A 25,662-nucleotide genomic window follows, 5' to 3' on the forward strand; every position below is an offset into this window, starting at 1 on the left:
ACCGTCGAGTTTACGCCATCGCCCCATTTCGGGGCCGCCAGCGCGACAGCCACAGGGCGTTGAGCACCACGCTGACGCTGCTCATGGCCATGGCCGCACCCGCCACCATGGGGCTGAGCTCGCCCATGGCCGCCAGCGGGATGCCGATGACGTTGTAGCCAAAGGCCCACACCAGGTTCTGCCAGATCTTGGTGGTGGTGCGTCGCGAGACCTCGATGGCCGAGGCCACCAGGCGCGGATCGCCGCGCATCAGGGTCACGCCAGCGGCCTGCATGGCAACGTCCGTGCCGCCTTGCGGGTTGGCCATGGCCATGCCCACGTCGGCGGCGGCCAGTGCGGGCGCGTCGTTGATGCCATCGCCCACCATGGCGACGATGCGCCGCTTGCCGCCCTCGCCTTGTTGCAAGCGATGGACGTGATCGGCCTTGTCGCCAGGCAACACCTCGGCGATGACCTCGCTGATGCCCAGCGCGGTCGCCACAGCCTCGGCCGCACCACGGTTGTCGCCCGAGATCATCACCGTGCGCACGCCCATGGCCTGCAAGCGGGCCACGGCCTCGCGGGCCTCGGGCTTGGGCTCATCACCGAAGCTGAAGGCAGCCATGGCCTGCCAGCCATCGCCAGCCCTGCGCATGAGCCAGGACACGGTTCGCCCCTGGCGGGCCCATGTGGCGGCCAACGCCTGCAAATCGGGGTCGACACCACCCGGGATGAGCTCACTCACCCAGCGCTGGCTGCCCAGCCGCCAGGCGTCATCGGGCGTGTCGCTGGCTTGCCCCATGGGGGTGGCAACTCGCTCCTGACCTGATGCGAGCGGCGCTGGGCGAGCTCCCGCTGCCGATGGAGCCGCCAGGGTGCCTTCGATCCCCCGCCCCGCGTGAGCGGTGAGTTGGCCCATGCGAGGAATGCCCGACAGGCCGGCCGCGGCCTGTAACACCGCGCGTGCCAAGGGATGCTCACTGCCGCTTTGCAGGGCGGCCGCCACGGCCAAGGCCTGATCGCGTGCCAGCGCAGTTGTGCCACTTGCAGAGGCCACTTCCCATGCCACCACGCGCGGCTGGCCAACCGTGAGCGTACCCGTCTTGTCAAAGGCCACGACCTGCACGCGGTGGGTGGTCTCCAGGGCCTGCGGGTCCTGAATGAGCACGCCATGGCGCGCCGCCACACCCGTGCCCGCCATGATCGCTGCCGGCGTGGCCAGGCCCAGCGCACACGGACACGCGATGACCAGCACCGACACCGCCCGGATCAGCGCCACCTCTCCGCCCAACCCACTCCACCAAGCCCAGGCGCCGGCCATCACGGCGATGAACGCCACCACCGGCACGAACACCGCCGACACCCGATCGACCAGGCGCTGGATGGGCGCTTTGCCTGCCTGAGCCTCGACCACGCGGCGAATGATGGCCGACAGCATGGTCTGCCCCCCCACGGCCGTGACCTTCATCACCAGCCGACCTTCCGCGTTGATGGCACCGCCGCTGAGTCGCTCTCCCGGCCCTCGGGACTGCGGCAGCGGCTCACCCGTCAGCAATGATTCATCGACGTGGCTGTGACCTTCGGTGACCACCCCGTCGGTCGGCACGCGCTCTCCGGGTCTGATCACCAGCACGTCGTCCACCAGCACCTGTGCCAGAGGGACCTCGACCTCGCCTTCAGGCCCCACGCGACAAACCGTCTCTGGCCTGAGGGCTTGCAAAGCGCGAATGGCCTGGGTGGTCTGGCGGCGAGCCCGCGCCTCCAGCGCCTTGCCCAGCAGCACCAGGGTGATCACCACCGCAGATGACTCGAAGTAAAGCGCCGGGGCATGCCCGCCACCGTGCCCATCGTGCCGCCACCAAAGCCACACCGACAGTCCCCAGGCCGCCAGGGTCCCCAGGGCCACGAGTTGGTCCATGTTGCCGCTGCCGGCCTTGAGCGCCGCCCAGCCCGCCTTGAAGAAGCGCGCGCCAAGGATGAACTGCACCGGCGTGGCCAGGGCGAACTGCACCCATGCGGGCCAGAAATGATGGTTACCCCACAGCATGGGCAGCATCAGCGGCAAGCTGGCCAGCGCTCCCAGGGCGACCGGCCCCCAAACCGACCAGGCGGACTCGACCGGCTCAGGAGGGGCCTCGTCGGGAGCCAGCCACTGGGCCAGGTAACCCGCACGCTCGACCGCAGCCAGCAAAGCGGTCAGGCCCTCGGCTGAAGCGACCTCACTGGCCCAGCTCACGGATGCGGTCTCGGTGGCAAAGTTGACCTGCGCATCGGCCACCCCGGACACCTTGCGCAAGGCGCGCTCGACACGTCCGACGCAGGCGGCACAGGTCATGCCGCGCACGGCCAGTTGGGTGCGTGCGCTGGTGGCGGCAGGTCGGGTCGCTGAGCTGGATTCGGGTGTGAGCATGGGGCAGCAGGCCAAAAGGCGTTTCGAACGCGATGATGCCAGTCTCGACCTTGACACCATGTCAAGGTCAAGCAGTCGTTCACCAAGCCGCGAACATGGCCTGTTTGTCTCCTGGACCTTGACCTTGACACCGTGTCAAGGTTTATCCTGAGCTCACCCGTCCTGGCCCGACAGGCACATCACATCGGGTGCAACACAGAAAGGCTCCATCACATGAACACCGTTCAACACGAACTTCAGGTCAAAGGCATGAGCTGCCAGCATTGCGTCAAAGGCGTGACCCGCGCCATCCAGGAACAAGACCCTCAGGCCGAGGTGCAGGTGGACCTGGCCAGCGGCCGAGTGCAGGCGCGCACCACCCTGCCCCACGAGACACTCGTTCAGGCCATCACGGATGAAGGCTACGAGGTGCTGTCCTGATGGGCGCATCGCGTGGCAGCTTGCTGCACATTGGAGATGCCGCAAGGCAGACCGGCGTGTCGCCAAAAATGATCCGGCATTACGAGGGGCTGGGGTTGCTGCCACCTGCTCCACGAACCGACAGCGGCTACCGCCTCTACGACGAGGATGCCCTGCACACGCTGCATTTCATCCGGCGCGCGCGCGACCTGGGCTTCGGCATGGCCGACATCGCGCAGCTGCTGGACCTCTGGCGCAATCGCCGCCGCGCCAGTGCCACCGTCAAGAAGCTCGCGCTCAGCCACATCGAAGCCCTGCAGCAACGCATCGATGAAATGGAGTCCATGAAACGCACGCTGGTGAGGCTGGCGTCTGAATGCCACGGCAACGATCGCCCAGCCTGCCCGATCCTGGACGACCTGGGCCGAAGCTGTGCATGATGTCGCTCAGGCTTCACACCACAACGAGGACGACATGCCCCTTCCGACACAGCCAGGCTGGCCCCTGCAGACCTCGACCCTGAGCGCCTGCGGCATCAGAACCCGCGTGCTGCAAGGCGGCGCTGACCTGAAGGCCACCGAAGCCGTGGTGTTCGTGCATGGCAACCCCGGCTCCGGCGAAGACTGGCGCGAGCTGATGCAGGTGACATCGCCCGTGGCCCGCGTGATCGCGCTCGACATGCCGGGCTTCGGCCAGGCCGACAAGCCGGCGAACTACCCGTATTCGGTCGAAGGCGGCACGGCGTTCCTGACCGAGGCGCTCAAGCAACTGGGCGTGGTGCGCGCTCACCTGGTGTTGCACGACTTCGGTGGCCCCTGGGGCCTGATGTGGGCCGCCATGAACCCGCTTGGCGTGGCCAGCCTCACGCTCATCAACACGGGTGTGCTCAAGGGCTACCGCTGGCATTACATGGCGCGCATCTGGCGCACCCCCATCCTCGGTGAGCTGCAGCAGCTGCTGACCAACGAAGCAGGCTTCCGATGGGCCATCCAGCACGGTTGCCCCAAGGGCCTGCCGCTGGCCTTCACGCGTCGCATGTACCAGGACATGGACTGGGGCACCAAGCGTGCCATCCTCAAGCTTTACCGCGCCACAGGCGACCTCGATGGCCGCAGCCGGATGCTGGAGAAGCTGCTGTTGCCGATCAAACCGCCCACGCTGGTGATCTGGGGGGCGGCAGACCCCTACCTGCCCGTGCGATACGCGCATCAGCAGCAGGAGACTTTCCCGGGTGCCAAAGTGGTGGTGCTGCCCGAGAGCGGGCATTTCCCGTTCGCAGATGACCCGCAAGGTGTGGCCCAGGCGTTGGTGCCGTTCCTGCAGGCGCAGGTGGGGCGCGGTCAGGGCATGGCTGCTTGAGGGGTCTCAGCGTGGCTTTGCGCCGCAACGACCAAGAAAAAAGGCGCCTGCCGGCCAAAGCCAGGAAGGCGCTTTCCTCAAGATGAATTGGTCGGGGCGGTGGGATTCGAACTCACGACCCTCTGCTCCCAAAGCAGATGCGCTACCAGGCTGCGCTACGCCCCGAACAAGACAGCATTGTAGCCGCATGCTAGGGATGGTCGGCACACGAGCGTTGCAAGAACATTGATTTTCGCAACGACAGGATCATGCGGGAGGAATTTGGCATGCGCACCATCAACCTGCGCCGGCTTGCTTTGCTGTGCACGCTGCTCGCAGCAAGCCACACGGGCCAGGCTCAACCGTCGCGCCCACTGCCAAGGGGCGCGCTGATCGATCAGGTCACGGTTTCAGGCATTTCCTCGGGCGCAGCGATGGCGTTGCAGTACGCCGTGGCACATTCGGCGAGCGTCAAAGGGGTGGCCGCCATCGCTGGCCCGAGCTGGGGCTGCGCTCGGGGCTTCGTGAGCACGGCCATCAACGACTGCATGTGCGGCCGCCAGCCCCTGCCAAGCGCCCTGCCCATGGCGCAGGATCTGGCACGCAGCGGCGCCATCGACCCGCTGGTCAATGGCCGGCCCAAAACCTTGTCGCGCGGCTTCGTCTTTCACAGCCCGCTGGATGCCACGGTGGTCGCCGGCACGGGTCAGGCCAGTGCGAGCTTCCTGGCCTCGTTCGTGGGCACACCCCCAGTGGTGGACACGGGCAACAAAGCCGACGGCAGCAACCACGCAGGCCACGGCATCGTCTCGCCTGGCGGCACCGACCGATGCGAGGCCTCACCCAAAGACCGCAGCTACGTGCGCCAGTGCGGGCAGGAAGACAACGCGAGAGACCTGTTCAAGGCCCTCCTTCCCGAGGTCCAACAGGACGCGACACAACGGCGCGACGAGGTGAGTGCCGCCGATATCCAGCCCTTCGATCAGCGCCCGTTCATTGCCGCGGTGACCCGCTCTGGCGAGTACATCGCACCAGATGCGCTGGCGTTTTTCTTCTACCCCACGCGCAGCGAACGCCGACAGCGATTGGACCTGGCCACGACCGGCTATGTGCACGTGCCGCCGTCATGCCAGCAGGCAGGCGCTCGCTGCGGGCTGCACATCGCCTTTCACGGCTGCAAGCAGCAGGTTCGCGAATTCGCGCTGACGGCCGGCTATGTGAACTGGGCGGAGGCGCACAAGCAGATCGTCCTGTTCCCGGCCATCGACCAGGGCGCCACACCGGTTTCGGAGAGCTGCAGCAGCGGCGCCATCAACAAGGTGGTCGACACCGCCTGGTACCAACCCAACCCCAACGGTTGCTGGGACTGGTGGGGCTACCTCGATGGCGCAGAGCGCACGCGCCACCTGACGCGCAATGGCCTGCAGATGCGCGTGATCGAGCAGATGGTGCAGGCGATCACGGGGCGTTGAAAGCGCCAGGTCAGGCAGCTGGCTCATGGTGCGCAGCTCAACTGCCGATCTGAGCCCAGACCTTCTCCAGCCGCTTGACGCTGACCGGCTGAGGCGTGCGCAGCTCCTGCGCGAACAGGCTGATGCGCAACTCCTCCAACAGCCAGCGGAACTCATCGGTGCGCGCATCGTGCGTGCCTTTGAGTTCGGCCAGGCGGCGCACCAGGCGCTGGTCCAGCGGGCGCAACTCGGTCATGCGCTGCGCGTCGCGCGCCGGGTCTCCTTTGAGCTTGTCCAGCCGCAAAGTGATGCCCTTGAGGTAACGCGGGAAGTGCTGCAGCTGCGCGTAAGGGGTCGCGCTGACAAAACGCTTGGGCATGAGGCGCTGCAGCTGCGCGGCCACGTCGTCGGCCACGTCCTTCGGGGGCTTGGCGTCCTTGAGTTTGCGCGTGGCAGCTGCGTACTCGGTGAGCACGGTGCCAGCCAGGCGGGCCACTTCCTGGGCGATGAGGTTCAAGCGCGTGCGACCTTCTTCCACGCGGGCCTTGAAGCTGGCTGCGTCGGATGGCAGCGGCTCGTTCAGGTAGGCACGGTCGAGGGCCACATCGATGATCTGGTCGCGCAGCTCGTCGGCGCTGCCCAGGCTCATGTAGGCCATCGCCATCTTCTGCAGGTCGGGGATGTTCTTTTCCAGGTACTTCAGCGGCTCCCGGATCTGCAAAGCGACCAGCCGGCGCAGGCCGACGCGGTGCTTGGCCGCAGCCACATCGGGTTCATCGAAGATGTCGATCTCGACGTGCGTGGCCTTGTCCACCAAAGCGGGGAAGCCGATCAGGGTGTGACCGCCGCGCTGGATCTCCATCAGCTCGGGCAGCTCACCAAAGGTCCAATCGGTGAGCGGCGTGCTGGCTTGGGAGCGGGCAGCGCCCGAATTGCCTGCAGATGGACCTCCAGGGGCGCCCTGCGAGCGGCCCGGTGTCGATTGGGCACCAGTCGCATCGCCCGAGGCCTGGCGGCCTGGCAGCGCATTCCCCTTGCCGGCATCGCGCCTTGCGGCTCCTGGGGCTGAAGCACCTTCATCAGGCGACAAGCGCCCGCCTTGCTCGGCCAGGACACCCTCGGCGCCCGACACCACCTCCTGTGCCTTGAGCGCCGCCAGCGCCTGAAAAGCACCGCGCGCCAGCGAGCCCAGCTCGGCCTTGAGCGCGGGCAGGTTGCGGCCCATGCCCAACTGACGCCCGTGTTCGTCGACCACACGGTGGTTCATGAACAGGTGAGGCGAGAGCATGTCGAGCTTGAAGTCGGCGCGCTTGACGTCGAGCTGGGTCTTGTCGCGCACCGCCTTGAGCAGCGCATCCATCAAGCCGCCCTGCCCGAACGCGGCCGACTGCACGAAGGCTTCGGCGAACTCGGGCAGCGGCACCAGGCGCGCACGGGGCTTCTGGTGCAGGCTCTTGACCAGGGCCAGCACCTTGTCCTTGAGCATGCCGGGCACCAGCCATTCGCCACGCTCTTCCTGCACCTGGTTGAGCGCATAGATGGGCACGGTCACCGTCACGCCGTCGCGGGCGTCACCAGGCTCGTGCAGGTAGGTGGCGGCGCAATCCACGCCACCCATGCGCACGTACTTCGGGAAGGCCGCGCTGGTGATGCCTGCGGCCTCGTGGCGCATCAGCTCTTCGCGGCTGAGGTGCAACAGCTTGGGGTTCTCACGGCTGGCGTGGCGATACCACTTCTCGAAGCTGGCGCCGCTCATCACATCGGGCGGCACCTGCGCGTCGTAGAAGGCGTAGATCAGCTCGTCGTCCACCAGCACGTCCTGGCGGCGCGACTTGTGCTCCAGCTGCTCGACCTGGTTGATGAGCTTGCGGTTGTGCGCAAGGAAAGGCAGGCGCGTCTCCCACTCGTCGTTGACCAGGGCCTCGCGGATGAAGATCTCGCGGGCCTCGCGCTCGTTGACCAGGCCGAAGTTGACGCGCTTGTTGTTGTAAACGACCAGGCCGTAGAGTGTGGCGCGCTCGAGCGCCACCACCTCGGCGGCCTTCTTTTCCCAATGCGGCTCCAGCAGCTGTTTTTTCAGCAGGTGGCCACCCATGGACACCAGCCATGGGACATCGATGTTGGCCACGCCACGCCCATAGAGCTTGGTGGTCTCGACCAGCTCGGCTGCCAGGATCCAGCGCCCCGGCTTCTTGCTCAGGTTGGCGCCGGGGTGCTTCCAGAACTTGATGCCGCGCGCGCCGAGGTACCACTCCTCGTCGTCCGACTTGCAGCCCACGTTGCCCAGCAGGCCCGACAGCAGCGACAGGTGCACCTGCTCGTAGGTGGCCGGTGAGCCGTTGAGGCGCCAGTTGTGCTCGGCCACCACGGTGTGCAGCTGGGTGTGCACGTCCTTCCACTCGCGCACGCGGCGCGGGTTGATGAAGTTCTCGCGCAGCAGGGCCTCGTGCTTGCGGTGGCTGAGCTTGTGCTTTTCCGGCTCACCGGGTGCGTGGTGCCCGTGCCCGCCGCGCGACTCGTCCAGCCACTTCCACAGCTTGAGCGTGCCCATGAACTCCGACTTCTCGTCGTCGAACTGCTTGTGCTTGGTGTCGGCCTGCTGTTGCTGGTCGATGGGCCGGTCGCGCACGTCCTGCACGCTCAAAGACGCGGCGATCACCAGCACCTCGGCCAGGGCCTGGCGGTCCTTGGCCTCCAAAATCATGCGGCCCACGCGCGGGTCCAGCGGCAGCTTGGCCAGCGTCTGGCCCAGCGGCGTGATCTCGTTGTCGTCGTCGACCGCGCCCAGCTCATTGAGCAACTGGTAGCCGTCGGCAATCGCCTTGCGCAGTGGAGGCTCGATGAAGGGGAAGTCCTCCACGTGCCCCAGGTGCAGCGACTTCATCCGCAAGATCACGCCGGCCAGCGACGAGCGCAGGATCTCCGGGTCGGTGAAGCGGGGCCGCGCGTTGAAGTCTTTCTCGTCGTACAGGCGGATGCAGATGCCATTGGCCACCCGGCCGCAACGGCCTGCGCGCTGGTTGGCCGCCGCCTGGCTGATGGGCTCGACCTGCAGTTGCTCGACCTTGTTGCGGAACGAGTAGCGCTTGACGCGCGCGCTGCCGCTGTCGATCACGTAGCGGATGCCAGGCACCGTCAGCGAGGTTTCGGCCACGTTGGTGGCCAGCACGATGCGGCGGCCATTGCCTGTCTGGAACACGCGGTCCTGTTCCTGCTGCGACAGGCGCGCGAACAGGGGCAGCACCTCCGCCACGATGCGGCCATTCGCCAGGTGCTTGCGCAGGTGGTCGGCCGCTTCGCGGATCTCGCGCTCACCGGGCAGGAAGACGAGGATGTCGCCCGAGCCCTCGCGCCACAGCTCGTCCACCCCGTCAGCGATGGCTTCGTTCAGACCGTACTCGCGGCTTTCTTCAAACGGCCGAAAGCGCTGCTCGACCGGGTACAGCCGGCCCGAGACCAGGATGATCGGCGCTGGCCCCTTGGCGGACTCGAAATGCTTGGCGAACCGGTCTGCATCGATGGTCGCCGAAGTGACGATGATCTTCAGATCAGGCCGGCGCGGCAGCAACTGCCGCAGGTAGCCCAGCAGGAAGTCGATGTTCAAGCTGCGCTCGTGGGCCTCGTCGATGATGATCGTGTCGTAGGCCTTGAGGTCCGGGTCGCCCTGCGTTTCGGCCAGCAAGATGCCATCGGTCATCAGCTTGACCGATGCCCCGGGCTGCAGCCGATCCTGGAAGCGGATCTTGTAGCCCACCACATCGCCCAGCGGCGTGTTCAGCTCTTCGGCGATGCGCTTGGCCACGCTCGAAGCCGCGATGCGGCGCGGCTGGGTGTGGCCAATCAGCTTGGGCCGCTTGCCGTGTTCGCGCGGCTGCCCCCACCCGCCCCGGCCCAGGGCCATGGCGATCTTGGGCAACTGCGTGGTCTTGCCCGAACCGGTTTCGCCACAGACGATGACCACCTGGTGCTCACGCAGGGCGGCTTCGATCTCGTGGCGCTTGCCGCTGACGGGCAAGGATTCAGGAAAGTTCAGGGTGGCTTGGCTCACGGTGGCAGCACGCTTGGGGGGCAGACAGGCAAAGTCCGCCATTATCGGCTTGACAGGTCGGCTGGGGAAAGCACGGGGTGCCGACATGACAGGCACGCGGCACGCTCATGCCTTTCCCGCAGACCCGAGACACCCCTCATGAAGTTCGAAGAGTACGTGCAGCACGACGCCCTGGGCCTGGCCGAACTGGTCCGCCGTGGCGAGGTCCAACCCTCCGAGCTGGTGGCAGCGGCGCTCTCGCGGGTCGATGCGGTCCAGCCGAAACTGAACGCGCTGGTGCGCCGCATGGACGAAGAGCACCGCCGCCAGCTGCAGCAGCCCGTGGACCCGGCCCGCCCCTTTGCCGGCGTGCCCTTCCTGCTCAAAGACCTGTTCCAGGAGGTGGCCGGCTGGCCCATGGGCAGCGGCAGTCGCTCGATGCAGAACGTCAAGGCCGAGGTCGACTCCGACGTGGCGCGCCGCTGGCGCGAAGCCGGTTTGATTTTCATTGGCCAGACCAACACCCCCGAATTCGGCGCGCGCAACGTCACCGAGCCGCTCGCCGGCGGCCCCACCCGCAACCCTTGGGACCTTTCACGCACGCCGGGGGGATCATCGGGCGGCTCGGCCTCGGCTGTCGCGGCAGGCGTGGTGCCCATGGCTGGTGCCAACGACGGCGGTGGCTCCATCCGCATCCCGGCTGCTTGCTGCGGCCTGTTCGGACTGAAAGTGGGCCGAGGCCGCATCCCGATGGGCCCGCTGTTCGGCGAAGGCATGAACGGCGCAGCGGTGCAGGGTGTGGTCTCGCGCAGCGTGCGTGACACGGCCGCATCGCTGGACGTGCTGCAAGGCCCCGAGCCCCATGCCCCCTACTTCATGGCCGCGCCGCCGCGCCCCTACCTGGAAGCCGCCAGCGAGCCCCTGCGCCCGCTGCGCATCGGTTTCTCTTCGGCCTCTCCGCTGGGCACCGAGGTACACCCCGAGGCGCGCAAGGCGGTGGAACAGGCTGCTCGCCTGCTCGAATCGCTGGGCCACCACGTTGAAGAAGCCGCACCCGCCATCGACGGGGTGCAACTGTCACAAGACTTCCTGCTGAGCTGGTTCGCCTGCCAAGCCGCCATCGTCGACGACATCATCGAACGCCATGGGGCCAGCCCCAGCGACTTCGAGCCCGACACCCGCGCCATGGCCTCCGTGGGCCGCAGCGTGGGCGGGCCCGAGCTGGTGCGCAGCCAGGGCAGATGGAACGATCACGTGCACGCCCTGGCGCGCTTTCATCAGCGCTTCGATTTCTGGCTGAGCCCGACACTCAGTGCCCCGCCCATCCGCATCGGAGAAATGGCCACGCCGCGCAGCTTGCAGCTCATCAACGAGTTGGTATCGGGCCTGAAGCTGTCTGGCCTCTTGCGCCACACCCCGCAGTTCAAGCAGGTCACCATCCAGAACCTGGCCTGGACGCCTTACACGCAGCTGGCCAACATCACGGGTCGCCCAGCCATGTCGGTGCCACTGCACTGGACACCGGAGGGCCTGCCACTGGGTGTTCAGTTCACCGGGGCGCTCGACTCGGAATTCAAGCTGCTGCAACTCGCATTCCAACTGGAAGCGGCCGAGCCCTGGTTCCAGCGCAGGCCGGCGCTTTGATCATCGAGCCCAATCCGATGAACGGTGCGGGCTCGTCAAAAACTGCGCGAGCAGGGCTCAGGCACCACATTGACAGCGGCGTCATGGCACTTGGCCTCAAGGTGCCGCTGGTGCAAAGCCTGCACCGCCACCAAAGCCAGCATAGCGCCCACGCACTCCAGGATTTCTTCGTACAGAACGTCTTCGCCCAGCCAGTGGTCCATCACTTGCGACACGGCCAAGGCCAGGAAAGAGCCCATCAACAAGCGGCCGACGGGGTTGCGCCAGCCCTGACGCAAGCACATGAACCGAAACAGGTGCCAGCCAGCGACCAACCCCGCCACCACGCTGCCTCCCACCGCGATGGCCTCGGCCAGGCGGCGCGACCAGTGCACCGATGGGTCCAGGTAATGCGACAGCTGCATCAAGGCCTTGCCACTGGGAACGACCTCCGGCGGGATGCCTTGCTCGCGCACCGCCAGGTTCGCGCAAACCACGGCCAAGGCCAAAGCCACGCCAGGCGCCGGACGCTGCAGGATCAACAGGCAGGCGCCCGCAACAAGCCAGACGAACACCGACGTGGTCTCGACCGGCCCATTTTCGGTGGCAAACCAATTGCCCAGATCAGGCCAGATCAGGCCAGATCAAGCCCGCTGCCGTGGCCGCGACGCCCAGCAGGGCAACCAGCCAAGTCAGCACAACATGGGTTTTATCGGACACAGCAACACCTCTGGGCAGCAATGCGGGAAACCCGTTATTTTGACACTTCCATGACAATCACGCCCTGCCCATCGGGCCATTCCCCGAAACCGCTAACATTGGACCTGTCACGCTCAAGCGCCCCGCGAGCGTTCGCCTGCTCCCGCCCGCCATGGACCTTGTCTTTCCCCACCTGTTTGTGCCCTGGTTTCGCTCGGTGGCGCCGCACATCCACGCCCACCGGGGCAAGACCTTCGTGGTCGGCCTCTCCGGTGAGCTGATCGCCGCCGGCAAGCTGGCCAGCTTCGTGCAAGACCTGGCGCTCATGCACGCCATGGGCATCAAGGTCGTGTTGGCACACGGTTTTCGCCCGCAGCTTGAAGAGCAGTTGCGCGCCAAGGGCCAGGAGTCCCGCTTCAGTCACGGCATGCGCATCACCGACGAAGTGGCCCTGGACTGCGCCCAGGAAGCCGCCGGGCAGTTGCGCTATGAAATCGAGGCCGCCTTCTCGCTGGGTCTGCCCAACACCCCGATGGCGGGTGCGGCCATCAGCCTGATTTCAGGCAACTTCATCACCGCCCGCCCCGTCGGCATCGTCGACGGCGTGGACTTCAAGCACACCGGCCTGGTGCGCAAGATCGACGCCATGGCCATTCGCCGTGCCATCGACACGGGCTCGCTGGTCATGCTCTCGCCCTTTGGCTTTTCGCACACCGGCGAGGCCTTCAACCTGAGCATGGAAGACGTGGCCACCTGTGCGGCCATCGCCCTGCAGGCAGACAAGCTCATCTTCGTGACCGAAGTGCGCGGCATCCTGCAGGCCATCGTGCAAGATCCGGTGCAGGCTGATGCACTCGAGGCGCGACACCACAACGACCCTGACGCCGAGATCGATCAGGAGCTGGCGCTGGCGGAAGCCAAACGCCTGCTGGCGGCGCTGCCCAACCCAACCGAGCCCACCGACACGGCCTTCTACCTGCAGCACGCGGTCAAGGCCAGCGAAGGCGGGGTCGAGCGCGTGCACATCATCCCCTTCAAGGTCGATGGCGCGCTGCTGATGGAGGTGTTCACGCACGATGGCGTGGGCACCATGATCGTCGACGAAAAGCTGGAAAGCCTGCGCGAGGCCACGCCCGATGACGTCGGCGGCATCCTGCAACTGATCGAGCCGTTCGAGCAGGACGGCACGCTCGTCAAGCGCAGCCGCACCGAGATCGAGCGCGACGTGGCGCAGTACACCGTGATCGAGCACGACGGCGTCATCTTCGGTTGCGCGGCGCTCTACCCCTACCCCGAAGCCGGCACCGCCGAGATGGCCGCACTGACCATCTCACCCAGCGTTCAAGGCCAGGGTGACGGCGAACGCATCCTCAAACGCATCGAGCAACGCGCACGGGCCATGGGCCTGCAGACGCTGTTCGTGCTCACCACACGCACCATGCACTGGTTCAACAAGCGCGGCTTCGCGCCGGTTGACCCGGACTGGCTGCCCGAGGCGCGCAAGCGGTCCTACAAATGGGACCGCCGCTCACAGGTGCTCGTCAAGCACCTGAAATAAACGCCGCCCCTTCACCCGATTCATCAGACCAGACCAGAAAGCAAAGGCCCCCACATGGCACGCACCATCCAATGTTCGTACCTCAAGAAGGAAGGCGAAGGCATGGACTTCGCTCCCTACCCTGGCGAGCTGGGCAAGCGCATCTACAACGAAGTCAGCAAGGAAGCCTGGCAGCTGTGGATGAAGCACCAGACCATGCTGGTCAACGAAAACCGCCTGAACCTGGCCGATGCCCGCGCCCGCCAGTACCTGGCCCGCCAGATGGAGCAGTTTTTCTTTGGGGCCGGTGCCGAGCAGGTGCAAGGCTACGTTCCCCCCTCGGCTTGAGGGGATGCAGCCCGGCGGGAACAAAAGCCGCATGGCGTCGGCCGTTGACCCCACCGGTTCGGTGTAACCTTATGCAAAATAGCTTGGGAGCCCCGTTGTTGATGACAGACGCAAACGCCAGCGCCCCTGGGGCCTGCGCCCTCGAGCCAAGCCCCGAACAAATCGGAGCTCCGTTGGCACTTGCCATCTGGCCCTGACGCCGGGAGAAGGTGGCCGCAAACGTGTTTTCTCCGAGCAAACTGGCGGGCGGCCCCCAGGCGGCGCTGCCCATCCTCATGTACCACCGGGTGCTCGATCGCCCGGACCCGCTGCAAGGTGAGATTCACCTGGCACGGGTGATGGACACCCAGTTCCGCACGCTGCGCCAGTTTTTCAAAGTGCTGCCCCTGGACGAGGCCGCAGAGATGTTGGCCGCAGGGAAGCTGCCTGCTCGCGCGGTCTGCATCACCTTCGACGACGGCTACCGCGACAACCATGACCTGGCCCTGCCCCTGCTGCAGCGCCATGGGCTCACAGCCACGTTCTACGTCGCCAGCAGCTACCTCAATGGCGGGATGATCTTCCATGACGTGCTGATCGAGACCATCCGGCACGCCCCCACCGGCATCCTGGACCTGGGCATCGACGGGCTTGAGCGCCTGCCCATCAGCGACATGGCTTCGCGCGTGGCCGCCGTCCAGCACCTCATGGGCGCCATGAAGTACCTGCCGCCCTTGCAACGCCAGCAACTGTCCGAACGGCTGCTTGACACGCTCGGCGCGAACGCACCGCGCTCGCTCATGATGACCGACGATCAAGTGCGCGCGATGTCACGCAGCGGCATGGGCATTGGCGGGCACACGGCGCACCACGTCATCCTCTCAAAGCTGAGCCCGGAGGCGGCGCGAGAGGAAATCGTTGCCAACCGCCAAACCCTGTCGAGCCTGGTCAACAAGCCATTGGTCTCGTTCGCCTACCCCAACGGCAAGCCTGGCATCGACTACGACGCCAGCCATGTCGAGTTGGTGCGCGAACTGGGCTACCGCAACGCAGTATCGACCCACTCTGCCGTGGGCACCCGCCAGGCCAACATCCTGGAGCTGCCCCGCTTCGTGCTCAACGAGACCACGCCAATTGGCGTGATCCTGCGCATGCTTCGGATGACGGCCTACTCGGTTTGATGCCCCTGCGAGGCCCGAGAGGCCGCCCTGCGACAAACCTCAAGCCGGCATGAGGAAGTCGCGGCTGATGCCGTAGCCCAAATCGCCCACGCGGTCGAGGAACTGCGTGAGGTAGGCGTGCAGGCCGGTGGCCACGATCTCGTCGATGCGGCTGAACTGCAGGTCGGCGCGCAGGCGACCCGCGCGGCGCAGGGTCTCGTGGCTGTGGTCGTTGGCCACGGCGCGCAGGTTGCTCACCACCTCGTCCATGCAATAGACGAGCGAGCGCGGCATCTCGGCGCGCAGGATCAGCAACTCGGCCACCTTCTCGGGGCGGATGACGTTGCGGTAGACCTTGCGGTAGACCTCGAAGGCCGAGACCGAACGCAGCACGGCCGACCAGTGGTAGAAGTCGACCTCCTTGCCCTCGTTGCCAGCGCCAGATCCGAAGAACTCGGTGTTGCGCGCGTGGAATTTCACGTCGAGCAGGCGGGCCGTGTTGTCGGCGCGTTCCAGGAAGGTGCCGATGCGCTGGAAGTGGAAGGACTCGTCCTGCAGCATGGTGCCCAGCGTCACGCCGCGCGAGAGGTGCGAGCGGAACTTCACCCACTCGAACAGCTCGGCCGGGTCCTTGGCCAGGGCCCCGGCCTTGATGAGGCGATTGAACTCGAGCCAAGTCTGGTTCATGGTCTCCCAGACCTCGGTGGTCAGGGCCCCACGCACCGCGCGGGCATTTTCACGGGCAGCACGCAAGCAATTGAGGATGCTCGACGGGTTGCCAGCGTCGGTGACCATGAAGGTCATGACATCAAGCGCATTGACCTCGTCGTGCTTGTTCCGGTACTCCTGCATCAGCTCGCTGATGCTGAGCAGACCCTGCCAGCCTTGCAGGGCCGACTCGCTCGACTGCGGCAACAGGGAGGTCTGGTAGTTGACGTCGAGCAGGCGCGCGGTGTTTTCGGCTCGCTCCATGTAACGGGCCATCCAGAAGAGGTGGTCGGCGGTGCGCGACAGCATGGGCTTGGTCTCCAGGTGCGAGGCGCTTGCTGCTCGCAAGGCCCCGGTTTCGGTCTCGATCAGTTGCGTGGGCAGGTGGTCTTCGATGCGTTCGTTGAGCATGGCCAGGCCTCCTTCAGCTTTCCAGAACCCAGGTGTCCTTGGTGCCACCGCCTTGCGAGCTGTTGACCACCAGCGAGCCTTCTTTGAGGGCCACGCGTGTCAGGCCACCGGGCACCATCTGCACGGTCTTGCCGGAGAGCACGAAGGGGCGCAGGTCGATGTGACGTGGCGCGATGCCGCTTTCCACGAACGTCGGGCAGGTCGACAGCGACAGCGTGGGCTGAGCAATGTAGTTGCTCGGGTTGGCCAGCAAAGCCTTGCGGAAGTCCTCGATCTGGGCCTTGGTGGAAGCCGGCCCGACCAGCATGCCGTAGCCGCCGGCGCCGTGCACCTCCTTGACGACCAGCTCAGCCAGGTGGTCGAGCGTGTACTGCAGGTCGGCCTTGTCGCGGCAGATGTAGGTGGGCACGTTCTGCAAGATGGGCTTTTCACCGAGGTAGAACTCGATCATCTTGGGCACGTAGGGGTAGATCGACTTGTCGTCGGCAATGCCGGTGCCGAAGGCGTTGGCCAGGGTCACGTTGCCGGCGCGGTAGGCGCGCAAGAGCCCCGCGACGCCCAAGGTCGAATCCTTGCGGAAGACCTCCGGGTCCATGAAGTCGTCGTCCACACGCCGGTAGATGACGTCCACGCGCTGCGGGCCGCGCGTGGTGCGCATGTAGACGAAGTCGTCCTTGACGAAGAGATCCTTGCCCTCGACCAGCTCGATCCCCATTTGCTGAGCCAGGAAGGCATGCTCGAAATAGGCCGAGTTGTACATGCCGGGGGTGAGCACCACCGCCGTGGGCTCGTTGACCGAGGCGGGCGCCAGCGCTCGCAGCGTGTCGAGCAGCAGGTCGGGGTAATGCGCCACGGGCGCGATGCGGTGCTCGGCGAACAGCTCGGGGAAGAGCCGCATCATCATTTTGCGGTTCTCGAGCATGTAGCTCACGCCGGAAGGTACCCGCAGGTTGTCTTCCAGCACGTAGTAGGTGCCGCTGCCATCGGGGTTGCAGGCTCGCACGATGTCGATGCCCGAGATGATGGAGTAGATGCCGCCGGGCACGTTCACGCCCATCATTTCCTTGCGGAACTGGGCGTTGTTGAGCACCGGCTCCGAGGGGATGACGCCAGCCTTGAGGATTTCCTGGTCGTGGTAGATGTCGTCCAGGAATCGGTTGAGCGCGGTGACGCGTTGCTTGAGGCCCTTTTCCATCTCCTTCCACTCGTGGCTGGGGATGATGCGAGGGATCAGGTCGAAGGGAATGAGGCGTTCGGTGCCCGAACCATCCTCGTCCTTGTCACCGTAAACCGCGAAGGTGATGCCCACGCGGCGGAAGATCATCTCGGCTTCGTCGCGCCGGGAGGACATCAGCTCCTGCGGCTGACGGCCAAGCCAGCGTTCGTAGGTCTGGTAATGGTCGCGCACCTGCTTGTCGGCGCCGGCGCTGCTGGCGTGCATCTCGTCGAAGAATCGCATCGGGTGACCCTCTTGGGGCTTTCAGAAACAGCGGTGAGCAAGCCAATGCACTAACCGTGCCAGCCCGCAAAACTTGCACCAAGACAGAACCCCACAGGCCAGCCACGTTGCCCTGGATGCCGCACCATGGTGCACCACCGACTGAGACTGGTGCAAGCCATCGGGTCAAAGTGGATGCGCCCACGGTGTTACGCACCAACATGTTCACCCACGAGGGGCCAATGTGTGATGCGCGCGCCACAGGTAGCCGGGTGACGCCAGCCAGGCTGCCCAAAAAAAAGGCACCGTGAGGTGCCTTGTGCCGGATCGCCAGGGGCGAACTCGTCAAGCTTGAGCGCGGCCCGGCTGTCGACGGCGGCTCCACAGGACGGCAGCCGCCAGGCCCATTGCGGACAAGGCAAGCTGCGAGGCTTCAGGTGCCGGCGAAGCCACGGCGCTGAACGAATAGGCCCACTCATTGACGGGCCAGAAGCCGTCCGGGTTGTCCACGGAATGGCCGATGAAGCGAAGCGTGTACGCACCCTCGAGCAAGTGCGAGAAGGTGAAATTCAAGCGCGCGCTGCCCGGGTCGAACGAGTAGGTGTACACGGGACCACTGCTGCCCGCCGAATACAACTCGACCGCGGTGAAGAGGTAGGGCGTCAGGCCCGACGACGACTGCCAGACCGAACCGACCTGCCCGACGATGTCGGTGAACCGGTCGGAGGGCGAGACGGGGCTGTTGCCCCAGCCGATGAAGAAGCCTTGGTCTCGGTAGAAGGAGCCCGGCTCCTGGGCGTAGGACAGCCCGCCACGGAGGTTGCCAGCGCCAATGGAACGCGAACCTGGGCCCAGATCGGCCTGAGCGTGAGCGACCGCATGCATGCCCAACCAGGCAGCAAGCAAGATGAGTTTGTGAAAGGCGTTCACATTCGTCCTCATGATTTTGGTATGCGGAAAGTCTATATGTAATTCAGTGCGTCACGTCACACATCCCCAAGTCGGGTGCCTTGGGCTCGCCAAACTGACAAAGGGGGAGAAAAACCGCCAAATCAGCTCAGGAGGCACGCTGCAACCGGGTGGTCACGTGCACATCCAGGGTGTGGCGCCCGCCGCCTCGGATGACACCTCGCAGCGGGGTGACATCGCCGAAATCGCGGCCGTGGGCCACCCGAACGTGGTGCACACCCGGCACGCAATCGTTCGTCGGGTCGAGGTCCAGCCAGTCATCCGAGCCAGGCAGCCCCAGCCCGGGCACCCAGACACTGAGCCAGGCATGCGAAGCGTCGGCGCCCACCAGGGCCACTTGCCCTGGCGGCGGCAAGGTCAGGAGATAGCCGCTCACATAGCGGGCGGCCAGCCCACTGGCGCGCAGGCAGCCCAGCATGAGGTGGGCGAAGTCCTGGCAGACGCCCCGGCGACGCGCGAACACCTCCAGGATGGGGGTGGAGATGTCGGTGGACGCTGGCGCGTAGGTGAAGTCGCGGTGGATGCGCTGCATCAGCTCGATGACCGATTCGGCCAAAGGACGATCGTCGCGCAAGGACACACCGGCGTAGGCACGCAGCTCAGGGTGGAGCGGCACGAACGGCGATGCGTAGAGGTATTCGCTGGCCGCTTCAAAGGGTGCGTGAGCGCAGTAGGCCAGCCGCTCTTTCACGTCGCCGCAAGTGGGCCCCTGATCAGGGGCCAGCGCCTGGTAACGGTGTCGCACCTCGACCTCGCTGCGCGCCAGCACGCGCAACTCGGCGTGCGCCGCGTGCATCGCAAAGTAGGCACGGCTGTTGCCATGGCTGTCTCGCCTGACGCTGTGTTGGGCCGGCGTGGGCTCGACCACCATGTCGAACGAGAGCAGTCGTTGCCCCCCATCGGACAGGGGACGCAAGCAGGCGATGTGCTGCGATTGCTCCACCGGGTGGTCGTAGTGGTAGAGGGTTTCGTGCTCGACCGACAGCCGGGCGCTGCCGACCTCGGGGGTCGACACGGGCAGCTCAAGCAGGCTCATGCACTCACCATGGAGTCGTTGGGCTCGGCGTGCACGAAGTACTGGCGGGCGATCTCGTCCGAGAGGCGCCAACCGGCATCCAGCAGGCGGTCGCACAGGGCCAGCACGCGGGCGTGCCCCTCTTTCGGATCACAGAGCAGCTCCAGTTCGACACCAACGCCCTGGTGGGGCAGCAACGCGAGCAGGTCATCGTGCAAGCCCGTGCGATCGGGCAGCTTGCCCAACTCTGTGCGCAAACGGCGCAGCACGCAGGCCAGCGCTCTTGGGTTGGTTTCGTCGTGCACGAGCAAGGCCAGCAACGCAGGCACCTCCAGCCGACGCTGGAAGCGCGCACGGAAGGTGATGGCGCTGTCGAAGATGTCGAGCAGCTGGTCGAAGCCTTGTGCTTGCGACAAGGCGCGGTGGACCCAAAAGGCGCGCAGGAAGGCGGTGTAACCCACCAGGCGCTCGATCAGTCGGCCCACCGTCAACAGTCGCCAGCCGACGTCGCGGGTCATGCGGTCGGTCTGCGCACCAGTGACCGCAGCCAGTTGCATGGCCAATTGTTCCAGGGCCGCATCGGCCTGTTGCAAGCCCGGGTGCTGCCCAGTGGGCACGTCCTGGATCAAGGCCTGGCGAAAACCTTCCCCCAGGCTGCGCAGCAACCGAGCATGCGCGGGTGACAGGCGCTCACGCAGTGACTGGGAGGAGCGAGACAGGGCCTCGAGGTTGTAGCCCAGGCTGAAGGCACCCTGGGTGGCGCGTTCGTCGGACAGGGCATCGAGCACGGCGCGCTCGAACACGCGAGGCGCTTTGTGCAGAGCCGGCGCGCCGGGTGGCACCAGACCGTTCAGGGCTGCGAGGTCAGAGAGCGCTTGCAACACGTGCTCGTCGGCTTCGTCTTCGCTGGTCTGCAAGCTCAGCAGGCCTTGCACCAGGCGCAGTTGCTGCTCGGCACGCTCGGTGTAGCGGCCCATCCAGAACAGGTTCTCGCCAGTGCGGCTGGCCACGGGACGCTGGCGTTGCGCGAGCTCGTCCGGGCGCACAGCGCTGGGCAGCATCGAGAAGGTGTCGACCGCGTCCTCGGTGAGCACCCAGGTGTCCATCGAGCTGCCGCCCAATTGCATGGACACGGGGCCGGCATCGCGCGTGGCGATGCGGGTCATGCCACCGGGCAGCACCTGCCAGCCACCCTTGCCATCCGACAACGCGTAGACGCGCAAAGAGGCCCCGCGCATGGCGATGTGGCCCGCTTGCCAGACCGGGGCCTGTGCATAGGGCACGAAGCCCTGGACGGTGTAGGCGGCCGGGTCGTGGTCGATGCGCTCTCGCCAGCTGTTCAAGGCGGGTTGCGACAGGGTCTGGCCCAGCACCGCATCGAAACTCTGGCGCAGGCGCGGTGAGCCAAAGCCGGGTGTGCCGGCGTAGGGGTAGCTGGGGCGGATGACCTGGCTGGCGAGATCGGGGGCGATGTCGGCCCAGGCCGAGGCTTCGCCGCACCACCAGGTGGGCAGCGACGGCAGGCTGAGCTCCTCGCCCAGCAGGTGCCTGGACAGCGCTGGCAAAAAGCCATGCACTGCGGGCGATTCAAGGAAGCCCGTGCCCAGCGCATTGGCCAGCACGACGTGGCCGGCGCGCACCGCTTGCATCAGGCCTGGCACGCCGAGGTGGGAGTCGGAGCGCAGCTCCAGCGGGTCGCAGAAGTCGTCGTCCAGGCGACGCAGCAGACCGTGCAATGGCTCCAGCCCCTGCACTGTCTTGAGGAAGAGGCGCTCGTCTCGAACAACCAGGTCACCGCCTTCCACCAGGGGCAGGCCGAGGTAACGCGCCAGGTAGGCCTGCTCGAAATAGGTCTCGTTGTAGGGGCCTGGCGTGAGCAAGGCCAGTCGGGGCGCCTGGCCATCTGCGCAAGGCTCGGCCAGCTCGGTGAGCGTGTCGACCATGCGGCGGTAGCCCGAGGCCAGGTGCTGCACGTTCATGGCTCGGTAGGCATCGGGGAACTGGCGCGAAACGATGAGCCGGTTCTGCATCACGTAGCCCAGCCCGGACGGTGCCTGGGTGCGGTGCGAAACCACCCACCAGGCGCCATCGGGACCACGAACCAGGTCGAAGGCCAGCACGTGCAGGTAGATGCCACCGGGCGGGGTCACGCCCTGCATGCCGCGCAGGTAGCCGGGGTGGCCCAGCACCAGGGCCGAGGGCAGCAGCGCCTGCTTCAGCAGCGATTGCTCGTCGTAGGTGTCGGCCAGGATGCAGTTGAGCAGGCGCGCGCGCTGGGCCACACCTTGCTCCAGGCTGCGCCACTCCTGCGCACCAATGATGTGCGGCAGCACCTCCAGCGACCAGGGCCGGCTGGGCCCCCCCTGCGAGTTGTAGACGTTGTAGGTGATGCCATCTTCGAGGATCTGACGCGCCATGAGGTCCTGGCGCCGCTGCAGGTCTTCCAGCGGCGCCCCCAGGTGGCGGGCAAAGTCCTGCCACAAAGGGCGCAGATCGCCCTCGTCGTTGCGCAGCTCGTCGAAGTGGCCGGGCTCCACCGGGCGGGCGCGGTGCAGCATCGCCTGGGCCACGTTGGGCTCCAGGCTGGGATCGTCAAAAAGGGGCAGGTTGGCTGTCACAGTCCCGACATCGTATCAACCGCCCTGCGTCTTGCGCAGATCAAGGGTGAGCGGATGCTCCAGCCCTGCGGCAAGAGATCGCACATCCATCGCGCCTGGTGTGTGTCCCATGCGGAAGAAGCGCGCCAGGCGTCGGCTCTCGGCCTCGTAAGAGTTGACGGGGAAGGTGTCGTAATTGCGGCCGCCCGGGTGCGCGACATGGTATTGACAGCCGCCCAGCGAGCGCTTGAGCCAGGTGTCGACCAGGTCGAAGGTGAGCGGGGCGTCGGCGCCGATGGTGGGGTGCAGGCACGAAGGGGGCTGCCAGGCGCGGTAGCGCACGCCTGCGACGAACTCGCCGACGCGGCCGGTCGGGTGAAGCGGCAACACACGGCCGTTGACCGTGACCACGTGGCGGTTGCCGTTCAGGCCGGTGGCGCGCACCTCCAGGCGCTCCATGGACGAGTCCACGTAGCGCACGGTGCCGCCCGGCGCGCCCTCCTCGCCCATCACGTGCCAGGGCTCCAGCGCGCCGCGCAGGGTCAGGCGCACACCCGCGGTCTGCACCTCGCCGACATAGGGGAAACGGAACTCGAAGTGCGGCGCGAACCACTCGGGCTTGAAGTCGAAGCCGGCCATCTGCAACTCGGCCAGCACGTCGGCAAAGTCTTGCTCGACAAAGCTGGGCAGCATGAAGCGGTCGTGCAGACCGGTGCCCCAGCGCGTCAGGCGGGTGGCGCCATGGCCCTTGTACGGCTCTTTCCAGAACCAGGCCACCAGCGCGCGCAGCAGCAACTGCTGCACCAGGCTCATCTTCGAATGGGGTGGCATCTCGAAGGCGCGCAACTCCAGCAGGCCCAGGCGACCGGTGGGGCCGTCGGGCGAGTACAGCTTGTCGATGCAGAACTCGCTGCGGTGCGTGTTGCCGGTGGCGTCGATCAGCAGGTTGCGCAGCGTGCGGTCGATGATCCACGGAGGGCACTGGCCCCAGATGGCCATCTGCCGCTCGATTTCCTTCATGCCGATCTCGGCTTCGTAGACCTGGTCCATGCGCGCTTCGTCGATGCGCGGCGCCTGGCTGGTGGGCCCGATGAACAGGCCCGAGAACAGGTAGGACAGCGAGGGGTGGTTGTGCCAGAAGGTCAGCAGGCTGGGGATGAGGTCGGGACGGCGCAGGAAGGGGCTGTCGCCAGGCGTGGCCCCACCGAGCACGAAGTGGTTGCCACCGCCGGTGCCGGTGTGGCGACCGTCGACCATGAACTTCTCGGTGGACAGGCGGGTTTCGTGTGCGGCCTGGTAGAGGAACTCGGTGTGATCGACCAGTTGGCCCCAACCCGATGCGGGGTGGATGTTGACCTCGATGACACCTGGGTCGGGCGTGACCTGCAGCATCTTCAGGCGGGCATCACGTGGCGGCGGGTAGCCTTCGAGCACGATTTTCAGCCCGGTTTCAGCGGCCGTGGCCTCGACAGCGGCCAGCAGATCGAGGTAATCGTCCAGGCTGGACAAAGGCGGCATGAACACGTAGAGCACGCCCCCGCCCTGCCCTTCGGCCTCGACCTTGGGGCCGCTGGCGCGGTCGGGGTTGCGTGCTTCCACGCACAGGGCTGTGCGCGTGATCCAGTGGGCCGACTCGAACCGGTTGGGGTGCTTGGATGGGTCGGCATTCGAGGGCGTGGCCGGGCCTGCGGCGGCGACGACCGGGTTGGCCGACAACGCGCCCCATTCGCCGTTGACGCTGGTGCCGCCCAACCCCTCGACAGCTTGCCCTTGGATGGAGACGGCGCCGCCTTGCGCGAAACCGCCGCCCACCGCATGAGGGCCGTACTGCGCGCGCAGCGTTGCCGCGTCAGCCAAGGGTGCGCGAGGCGCGAACGGGTCATGGTGGTGGGCGAAGGGGTACTGCTCACGCGATACCCAAGGCAGCGAGTCGAGTGGCAGGCGGTAGCCCATCGAGGAGTCACCCGGGATGAGGTACATGCGCTCGTCGCGGAAGAACCAGGGGCCCGTGACCCAGCGCGGCCCGCTCAGGCCTGGGGCGTGATCCCACTCCCGCTTGAGAGGCAGGGCATAACCCACGGTGTGCGTCAGGCCCTGGTCGTAAACGCGGCGCAGGCGAACGCGCTCGAGCTCGTCGTCAAGCTTGGACTCAAAGGGGTCGACGTTGACTGGCAGGCGGCGCTCGCGCCACAGGTAGTACCAGGTGTCTTCGAAACCAGCCTGGATGTGGGTGGGGCCCACGCCCAGCTTGTTCGAGAGCGTTTCGATGAAGCGCTTGGCGTCACTGCTGGTGTAGCGCTCGGCCTGGCGCTCGTCGGCGAACAGGCTGGGGTCGTGCCAGCAGGGCTGGCCGTCGGTTCGCCAGAAGATGGACAGGGCCCAGCGCGGCAGTTGCTCGCCCGGGTACCACTTGCCTTGCCCGAAGTGCAGGAAGCCGCCTTCGCCGTACTTGGCGCGCAGCTTGTGGACCAGGGTGGTGGCCAGGCCCCGCTTGGTGGGACCCAGGGCGTCGGTGTTCCACTCGGCGCCATCACGGTCATCGACAGAGACGAAGGTGGGCTCGCCGCCCATCGTCAGCCTGACGTCGCCCGACTGCAGTTGCGCATCCACGGCCTGGCCCAGGGCATCGATCTCGGACCACTGCGCGTCGGTGTAGGGCTTGGTCACGCGGGGTGACTCGAAGATGCGCGTGATCGACATCCGGTGGTCGAACTCGACCTCGCATTCGTCGACGGCGCCGGAGATGGGCGCGGCCCCGGAAGGCTCGGGGGTGCAGGCCACGGGGATGTGGCCTTCGCCGGCCAGCAGGCCCGAGGTCGGGTCGAGACCGATCCAGCCTGCACCGGGCAGGTAGACCTCGCACCAGGCGTGCAGATCGGTGAAGTCAACTTCGGTCCCCGAGGGGCCGTCGAGCGCGGCCACGTCGGCTTTGAGCTGGATGAGGTAGCCCGAGACAAAGCGCGCGGCCAGGCCCATGTGGCGCAAGGCCTGCACCAGCAGCCAGCCTGTGTCCCGGCAGGAGCCCGACTTTTTGGTCAGCGTCTCTTCGGGCGTCTGCACGCCCGGCTCCATGCGGATGGTGTAGCTGATGTCGCTTTGCAGGCGCTGGTTGAGCCCCACCAGGAAGTCGATGGTGCGCACCTCTTTGCGGTCGATGCTGTCGACAAAGGCCTTGAAGGCCGGGGTGAGCTCGCCCTTGACCAGGTAGGGCGCCAGGTCATGGGCGCTGGCCTCGTCGTACTGGAAGGGGTAGTTCTCGGCGTGTGGCTCGAGGAAGAAGTCGAAGGGGTTGTAGACCGCCATCTCGGCGACCAGGTCGATGGTGACCTTGAACTCGCGCGTGCGCTCGGGAAAGACAAGCCGAGCCAGGTGATTGGAGAAGGCGTCTTGCTGCCAGTTGATGAAATGCATCACCGGCTCGACCTTCAGCGAGTACGACAGGACGCGGGTGCGGCTGTGCGGCGCCGGGCGCAGGCGCACGACCTGGGGCGACAAGTTCACCAACCGGTCATAGCGGTAGTGGGTGACGTGGTTCAGGGCGACGTGGATGGACACGTGGATCTCCGGCAGAGCA

The 25,662-nt window shown here is 66.3% G+C and carries 16 protein-coding genes, 1 tRNA gene and 1 pseudogene; 8 read left to right on the forward strand and 10 right to left on the reverse strand.

Annotation, left to right across the window (positions count from 1 at the left end; all coding sequences use genetic code 11):
- Positions 1–10: 10 nt before the first annotated feature.
- Positions 11–2,389, reverse strand: coding sequence for a heavy metal translocating P-type ATPase (locus tag ABG80_RS11580; RefSeq protein WP_058087808.1), 2,379 nt, complete (start codon positions 2,387–2,389; stop codon positions 11–13).
- A gap of 213 nt (positions 2,390–2,602) precedes the next feature.
- Here ABG80_RS11580 and ABG80_RS11585 point away from each other — a divergent pair, with 213 nt between their 5' ends.
- From ABG80_RS11585 to ABG80_RS11595, 3 genes and pseudogenes are all read left to right on the forward strand, one after another.
- Positions 2,603–2,809, forward strand: coding sequence for a heavy-metal-associated domain-containing protein (locus ABG80_RS11585; protein ID WP_058087809.1), 207 nt, complete (start codon positions 2,603–2,605; stop codon positions 2,807–2,809).
- Positions 2,809–3,228: a Cu(I)-responsive transcriptional regulator gene (cueR, locus tag ABG80_RS11590; RefSeq protein ID WP_058087810.1), complete on the forward strand. Its 420-nt coding sequence runs from the start codon at positions 2,809–2,811 to the stop codon at positions 3,226–3,228. The genes ABG80_RS11585 and cueR overlap by 1 nt, the downstream gene beginning before the upstream one ends.
- A 196-nt stretch (positions 3,229–3,424) precedes the next feature.
- Positions 3,425–4,033, forward strand: a pseudogene (locus ABG80_RS11595) (alpha/beta fold hydrolase); the annotation flags it as partial.
- Between the two features lie 202 nt (positions 4,034–4,235).
- Here the strand turns inward: ABG80_RS11595 and ABG80_RS11600 are convergent.
- A tRNA-Pro gene (locus tag ABG80_RS11600) sits at positions 4,236–4,312 on the reverse strand.
- A 101-nt stretch (positions 4,313–4,413) separates the two neighbouring features.
- On the opposite strand from ABG80_RS11600, the gene ABG80_RS11605 reads away from it, so the two are divergent.
- Positions 4,414–5,598 carry a hypothetical protein gene (locus tag ABG80_RS11605; protein ID WP_058087812.1) on the forward strand — a complete coding sequence of 395 codons (1,185 nt, stop codon included), beginning with the start codon at positions 4,414–4,416 and terminating at the stop codon, positions 5,596–5,598.
- Positions 5,599–5,635: 37 nt separating this feature from the next.
- Here ABG80_RS11605 and hrpA read toward each other — a convergent pair whose 3' ends face one another.
- Positions 5,636–9,667 (reverse strand): ATP-dependent RNA helicase HrpA, encoded by a 4,032-nt coding sequence (gene hrpA, locus ABG80_RS11610; RefSeq protein WP_058087813.1) that lies wholly within the window; start codon positions 9,665–9,667, stop codon positions 5,636–5,638.
- 96 nt (positions 9,668–9,763) lie between these two features.
- Here hrpA and ABG80_RS11615 point away from each other — a divergent pair, with 96 nt between their 5' ends.
- Entirely contained in the window at positions 9,764–11,248 is a 1,485-nt protein-coding gene (locus ABG80_RS11615; protein ID WP_058087814.1) for an amidase, read from the forward strand.
- 35 nt (positions 11,249–11,283) lie between these two features.
- Here ABG80_RS11615 and ABG80_RS11620 read toward each other — a convergent pair whose 3' ends face one another.
- Positions 11,284–11,802, reverse strand: coding sequence for a hypothetical protein (locus tag ABG80_RS11620; protein ID WP_058087815.1), 519 nt, complete (start codon positions 11,800–11,802; stop codon positions 11,284–11,286).
- A gap of 296 nt (positions 11,803–12,098) precedes the next feature.
- On the opposite strand from ABG80_RS11620, the gene argA reads away from it, so the two are divergent.
- The 3 genes from argA to ABG80_RS11635 all read left to right on the forward strand — a co-directional run bounded on the left by argA (position 12,099) and on the right by ABG80_RS11635 (position 14,971).
- Positions 12,099–13,484 carry an amino-acid N-acetyltransferase gene (gene argA / locus ABG80_RS11625; protein ID WP_058087816.1) on the forward strand — a complete coding sequence of 462 codons (1,386 nt, stop codon included), beginning with the start codon at positions 12,099–12,101 and terminating at the stop codon, positions 13,482–13,484.
- Between the two features lie 54 nt (positions 13,485–13,538).
- The gene (locus ABG80_RS11630) at positions 13,539–13,811 is read left to right on the forward strand and encodes an oxidative damage protection protein (RefSeq protein ID WP_058087817.1); all 273 of its coding nucleotides are present in this window, start codon (positions 13,539–13,541) and stop codon (positions 13,809–13,811) included.
- 221 nt (positions 13,812–14,032) lie between these two features.
- Positions 14,033–14,971, forward strand: coding sequence for a polysaccharide deacetylase family protein (locus ABG80_RS11635; protein WP_152987603.1), 939 nt, complete (start codon positions 14,033–14,035; stop codon positions 14,969–14,971).
- 39 nt (positions 14,972–15,010) lie between these two features.
- Here ABG80_RS11635 and ABG80_RS11640 read toward each other — a convergent pair whose 3' ends face one another.
- From ABG80_RS11640 to ABG80_RS11665, 6 genes are all read right to left on the reverse strand, one after another.
- On the reverse strand, positions 15,011–15,967 hold the full coding sequence (locus ABG80_RS11640) for an alpha-E domain-containing protein (protein ID WP_058088148.1): 957 nt from the start codon (positions 15,965–15,967) through the stop codon (positions 15,011–15,013).
- A gap of 115 nt (positions 15,968–16,082) precedes the next feature.
- The gene (locus tag ABG80_RS11645; protein ID WP_058087819.1) at positions 16,083–17,528 is read right to left on the reverse strand and encodes a circularly permuted type 2 ATP-grasp protein; all 1,446 of its coding nucleotides are present in this window, start codon (positions 17,526–17,528) and stop codon (positions 16,083–16,085) included.
- A gap of 324 nt (positions 17,529–17,852) precedes the next feature.
- Entirely contained in the window at positions 17,853–18,437 is a 585-nt protein-coding gene (locus ABG80_RS11650; RefSeq protein WP_058087820.1) for a hypothetical protein, read from the reverse strand.
- A 127-nt stretch (positions 18,438–18,564) separates the two neighbouring features.
- Positions 18,565–19,512: a transglutaminase family protein gene (locus tag ABG80_RS11655; RefSeq protein ID WP_058087821.1), complete on the reverse strand. Its 948-nt coding sequence runs from the start codon at positions 19,510–19,512 to the stop codon at positions 18,565–18,567.
- Positions 19,509–22,061, reverse strand: a complete 2,553-nt coding sequence (locus ABG80_RS11660) for a circularly permuted type 2 ATP-grasp protein (RefSeq protein ID WP_235513834.1) — start codon at positions 22,059–22,061, stop codon at positions 19,509–19,511. Before ABG80_RS11660 ends, ABG80_RS11655 begins: the two co-directional genes overlap by 4 nt.
- Positions 22,062–22,124: 63 nt before the next feature.
- Positions 22,125–25,643, reverse strand: coding sequence for a transglutaminase family protein (locus tag ABG80_RS11665; RefSeq protein WP_058087823.1), 3,519 nt, complete (start codon positions 25,641–25,643; stop codon positions 22,125–22,127).
- Positions 25,644–25,662 lie beyond the last annotated feature (19 nt).

The sequence above is a fragment of the Aquabacterium parvum genome (genome assembly GCF_001447195.1).
Lineage (GTDB): Bacteria > Pseudomonadota > Gammaproteobacteria > Burkholderiales > Burkholderiaceae_C > Aquabacterium > Aquabacterium parvum.

What these genes read in the sequence shown, in the direction of transcription:
- ABG80_RS11630 (WP_058087817.1), top strand. Translation starts at nt 13,539, where the DNA reads ATGGCACGCACCATCCAATGTTCGTACCTCAAGAAGGAAGGCGAAGGC.
- ABG80_RS11640 (WP_058088148.1), bottom strand. Translation starts at nt 15,967, where the DNA reads ATGCTGTCGCGCACCGCCGACCACCTCTTCTGGATGGCCCGTTACATG.
- cueR (WP_058087810.1), top strand. Translation starts at nt 2,809, where the DNA reads ATGGGCGCATCGCGTGGCAGCTTGCTGCACATTGGAGATGCCGCAAGG.
- hrpA (WP_058087813.1), bottom strand. Translation starts at nt 9,667, where the DNA reads ATGGCGGACTTTGCCTGTCTGCCCCCCAAGCGTGCTGCCACCGTGAGC.
- ABG80_RS11585 (WP_058087809.1), top strand. Translation starts at nt 2,603, where the DNA reads ATGAACACCGTTCAACACGAACTTCAGGTCAAAGGCATGAGCTGCCAG.
- ABG80_RS11580 (WP_058087808.1), bottom strand. Translation starts at nt 2,389, where the DNA reads ATGCTCACACCCGAATCCAGCTCAGCGACCCGACCTGCCGCCACCAGC.
- ABG80_RS11645 (WP_058087819.1), bottom strand. Translation starts at nt 17,528, where the DNA reads ATGCGATTCTTCGACGAGATGCACGCCAGCAGCGCCGGCGCCGACAAG.
- argA (WP_058087816.1), top strand. Translation starts at nt 12,099, where the DNA reads ATGGACCTTGTCTTTCCCCACCTGTTTGTGCCCTGGTTTCGCTCGGTG.
- ABG80_RS11605 (WP_058087812.1), top strand. Translation starts at nt 4,414, where the DNA reads ATGCGCACCATCAACCTGCGCCGGCTTGCTTTGCTGTGCACGCTGCTC.
- ABG80_RS11655 (WP_058087821.1), bottom strand. Translation starts at nt 19,512, where the DNA reads ATGAGCCTGCTTGAGCTGCCCGTGTCGACCCCCGAGGTCGGCAGCGCC.
- ABG80_RS11615 (WP_058087814.1), top strand. Translation starts at nt 9,764, where the DNA reads ATGAAGTTCGAAGAGTACGTGCAGCACGACGCCCTGGGCCTGGCCGAA.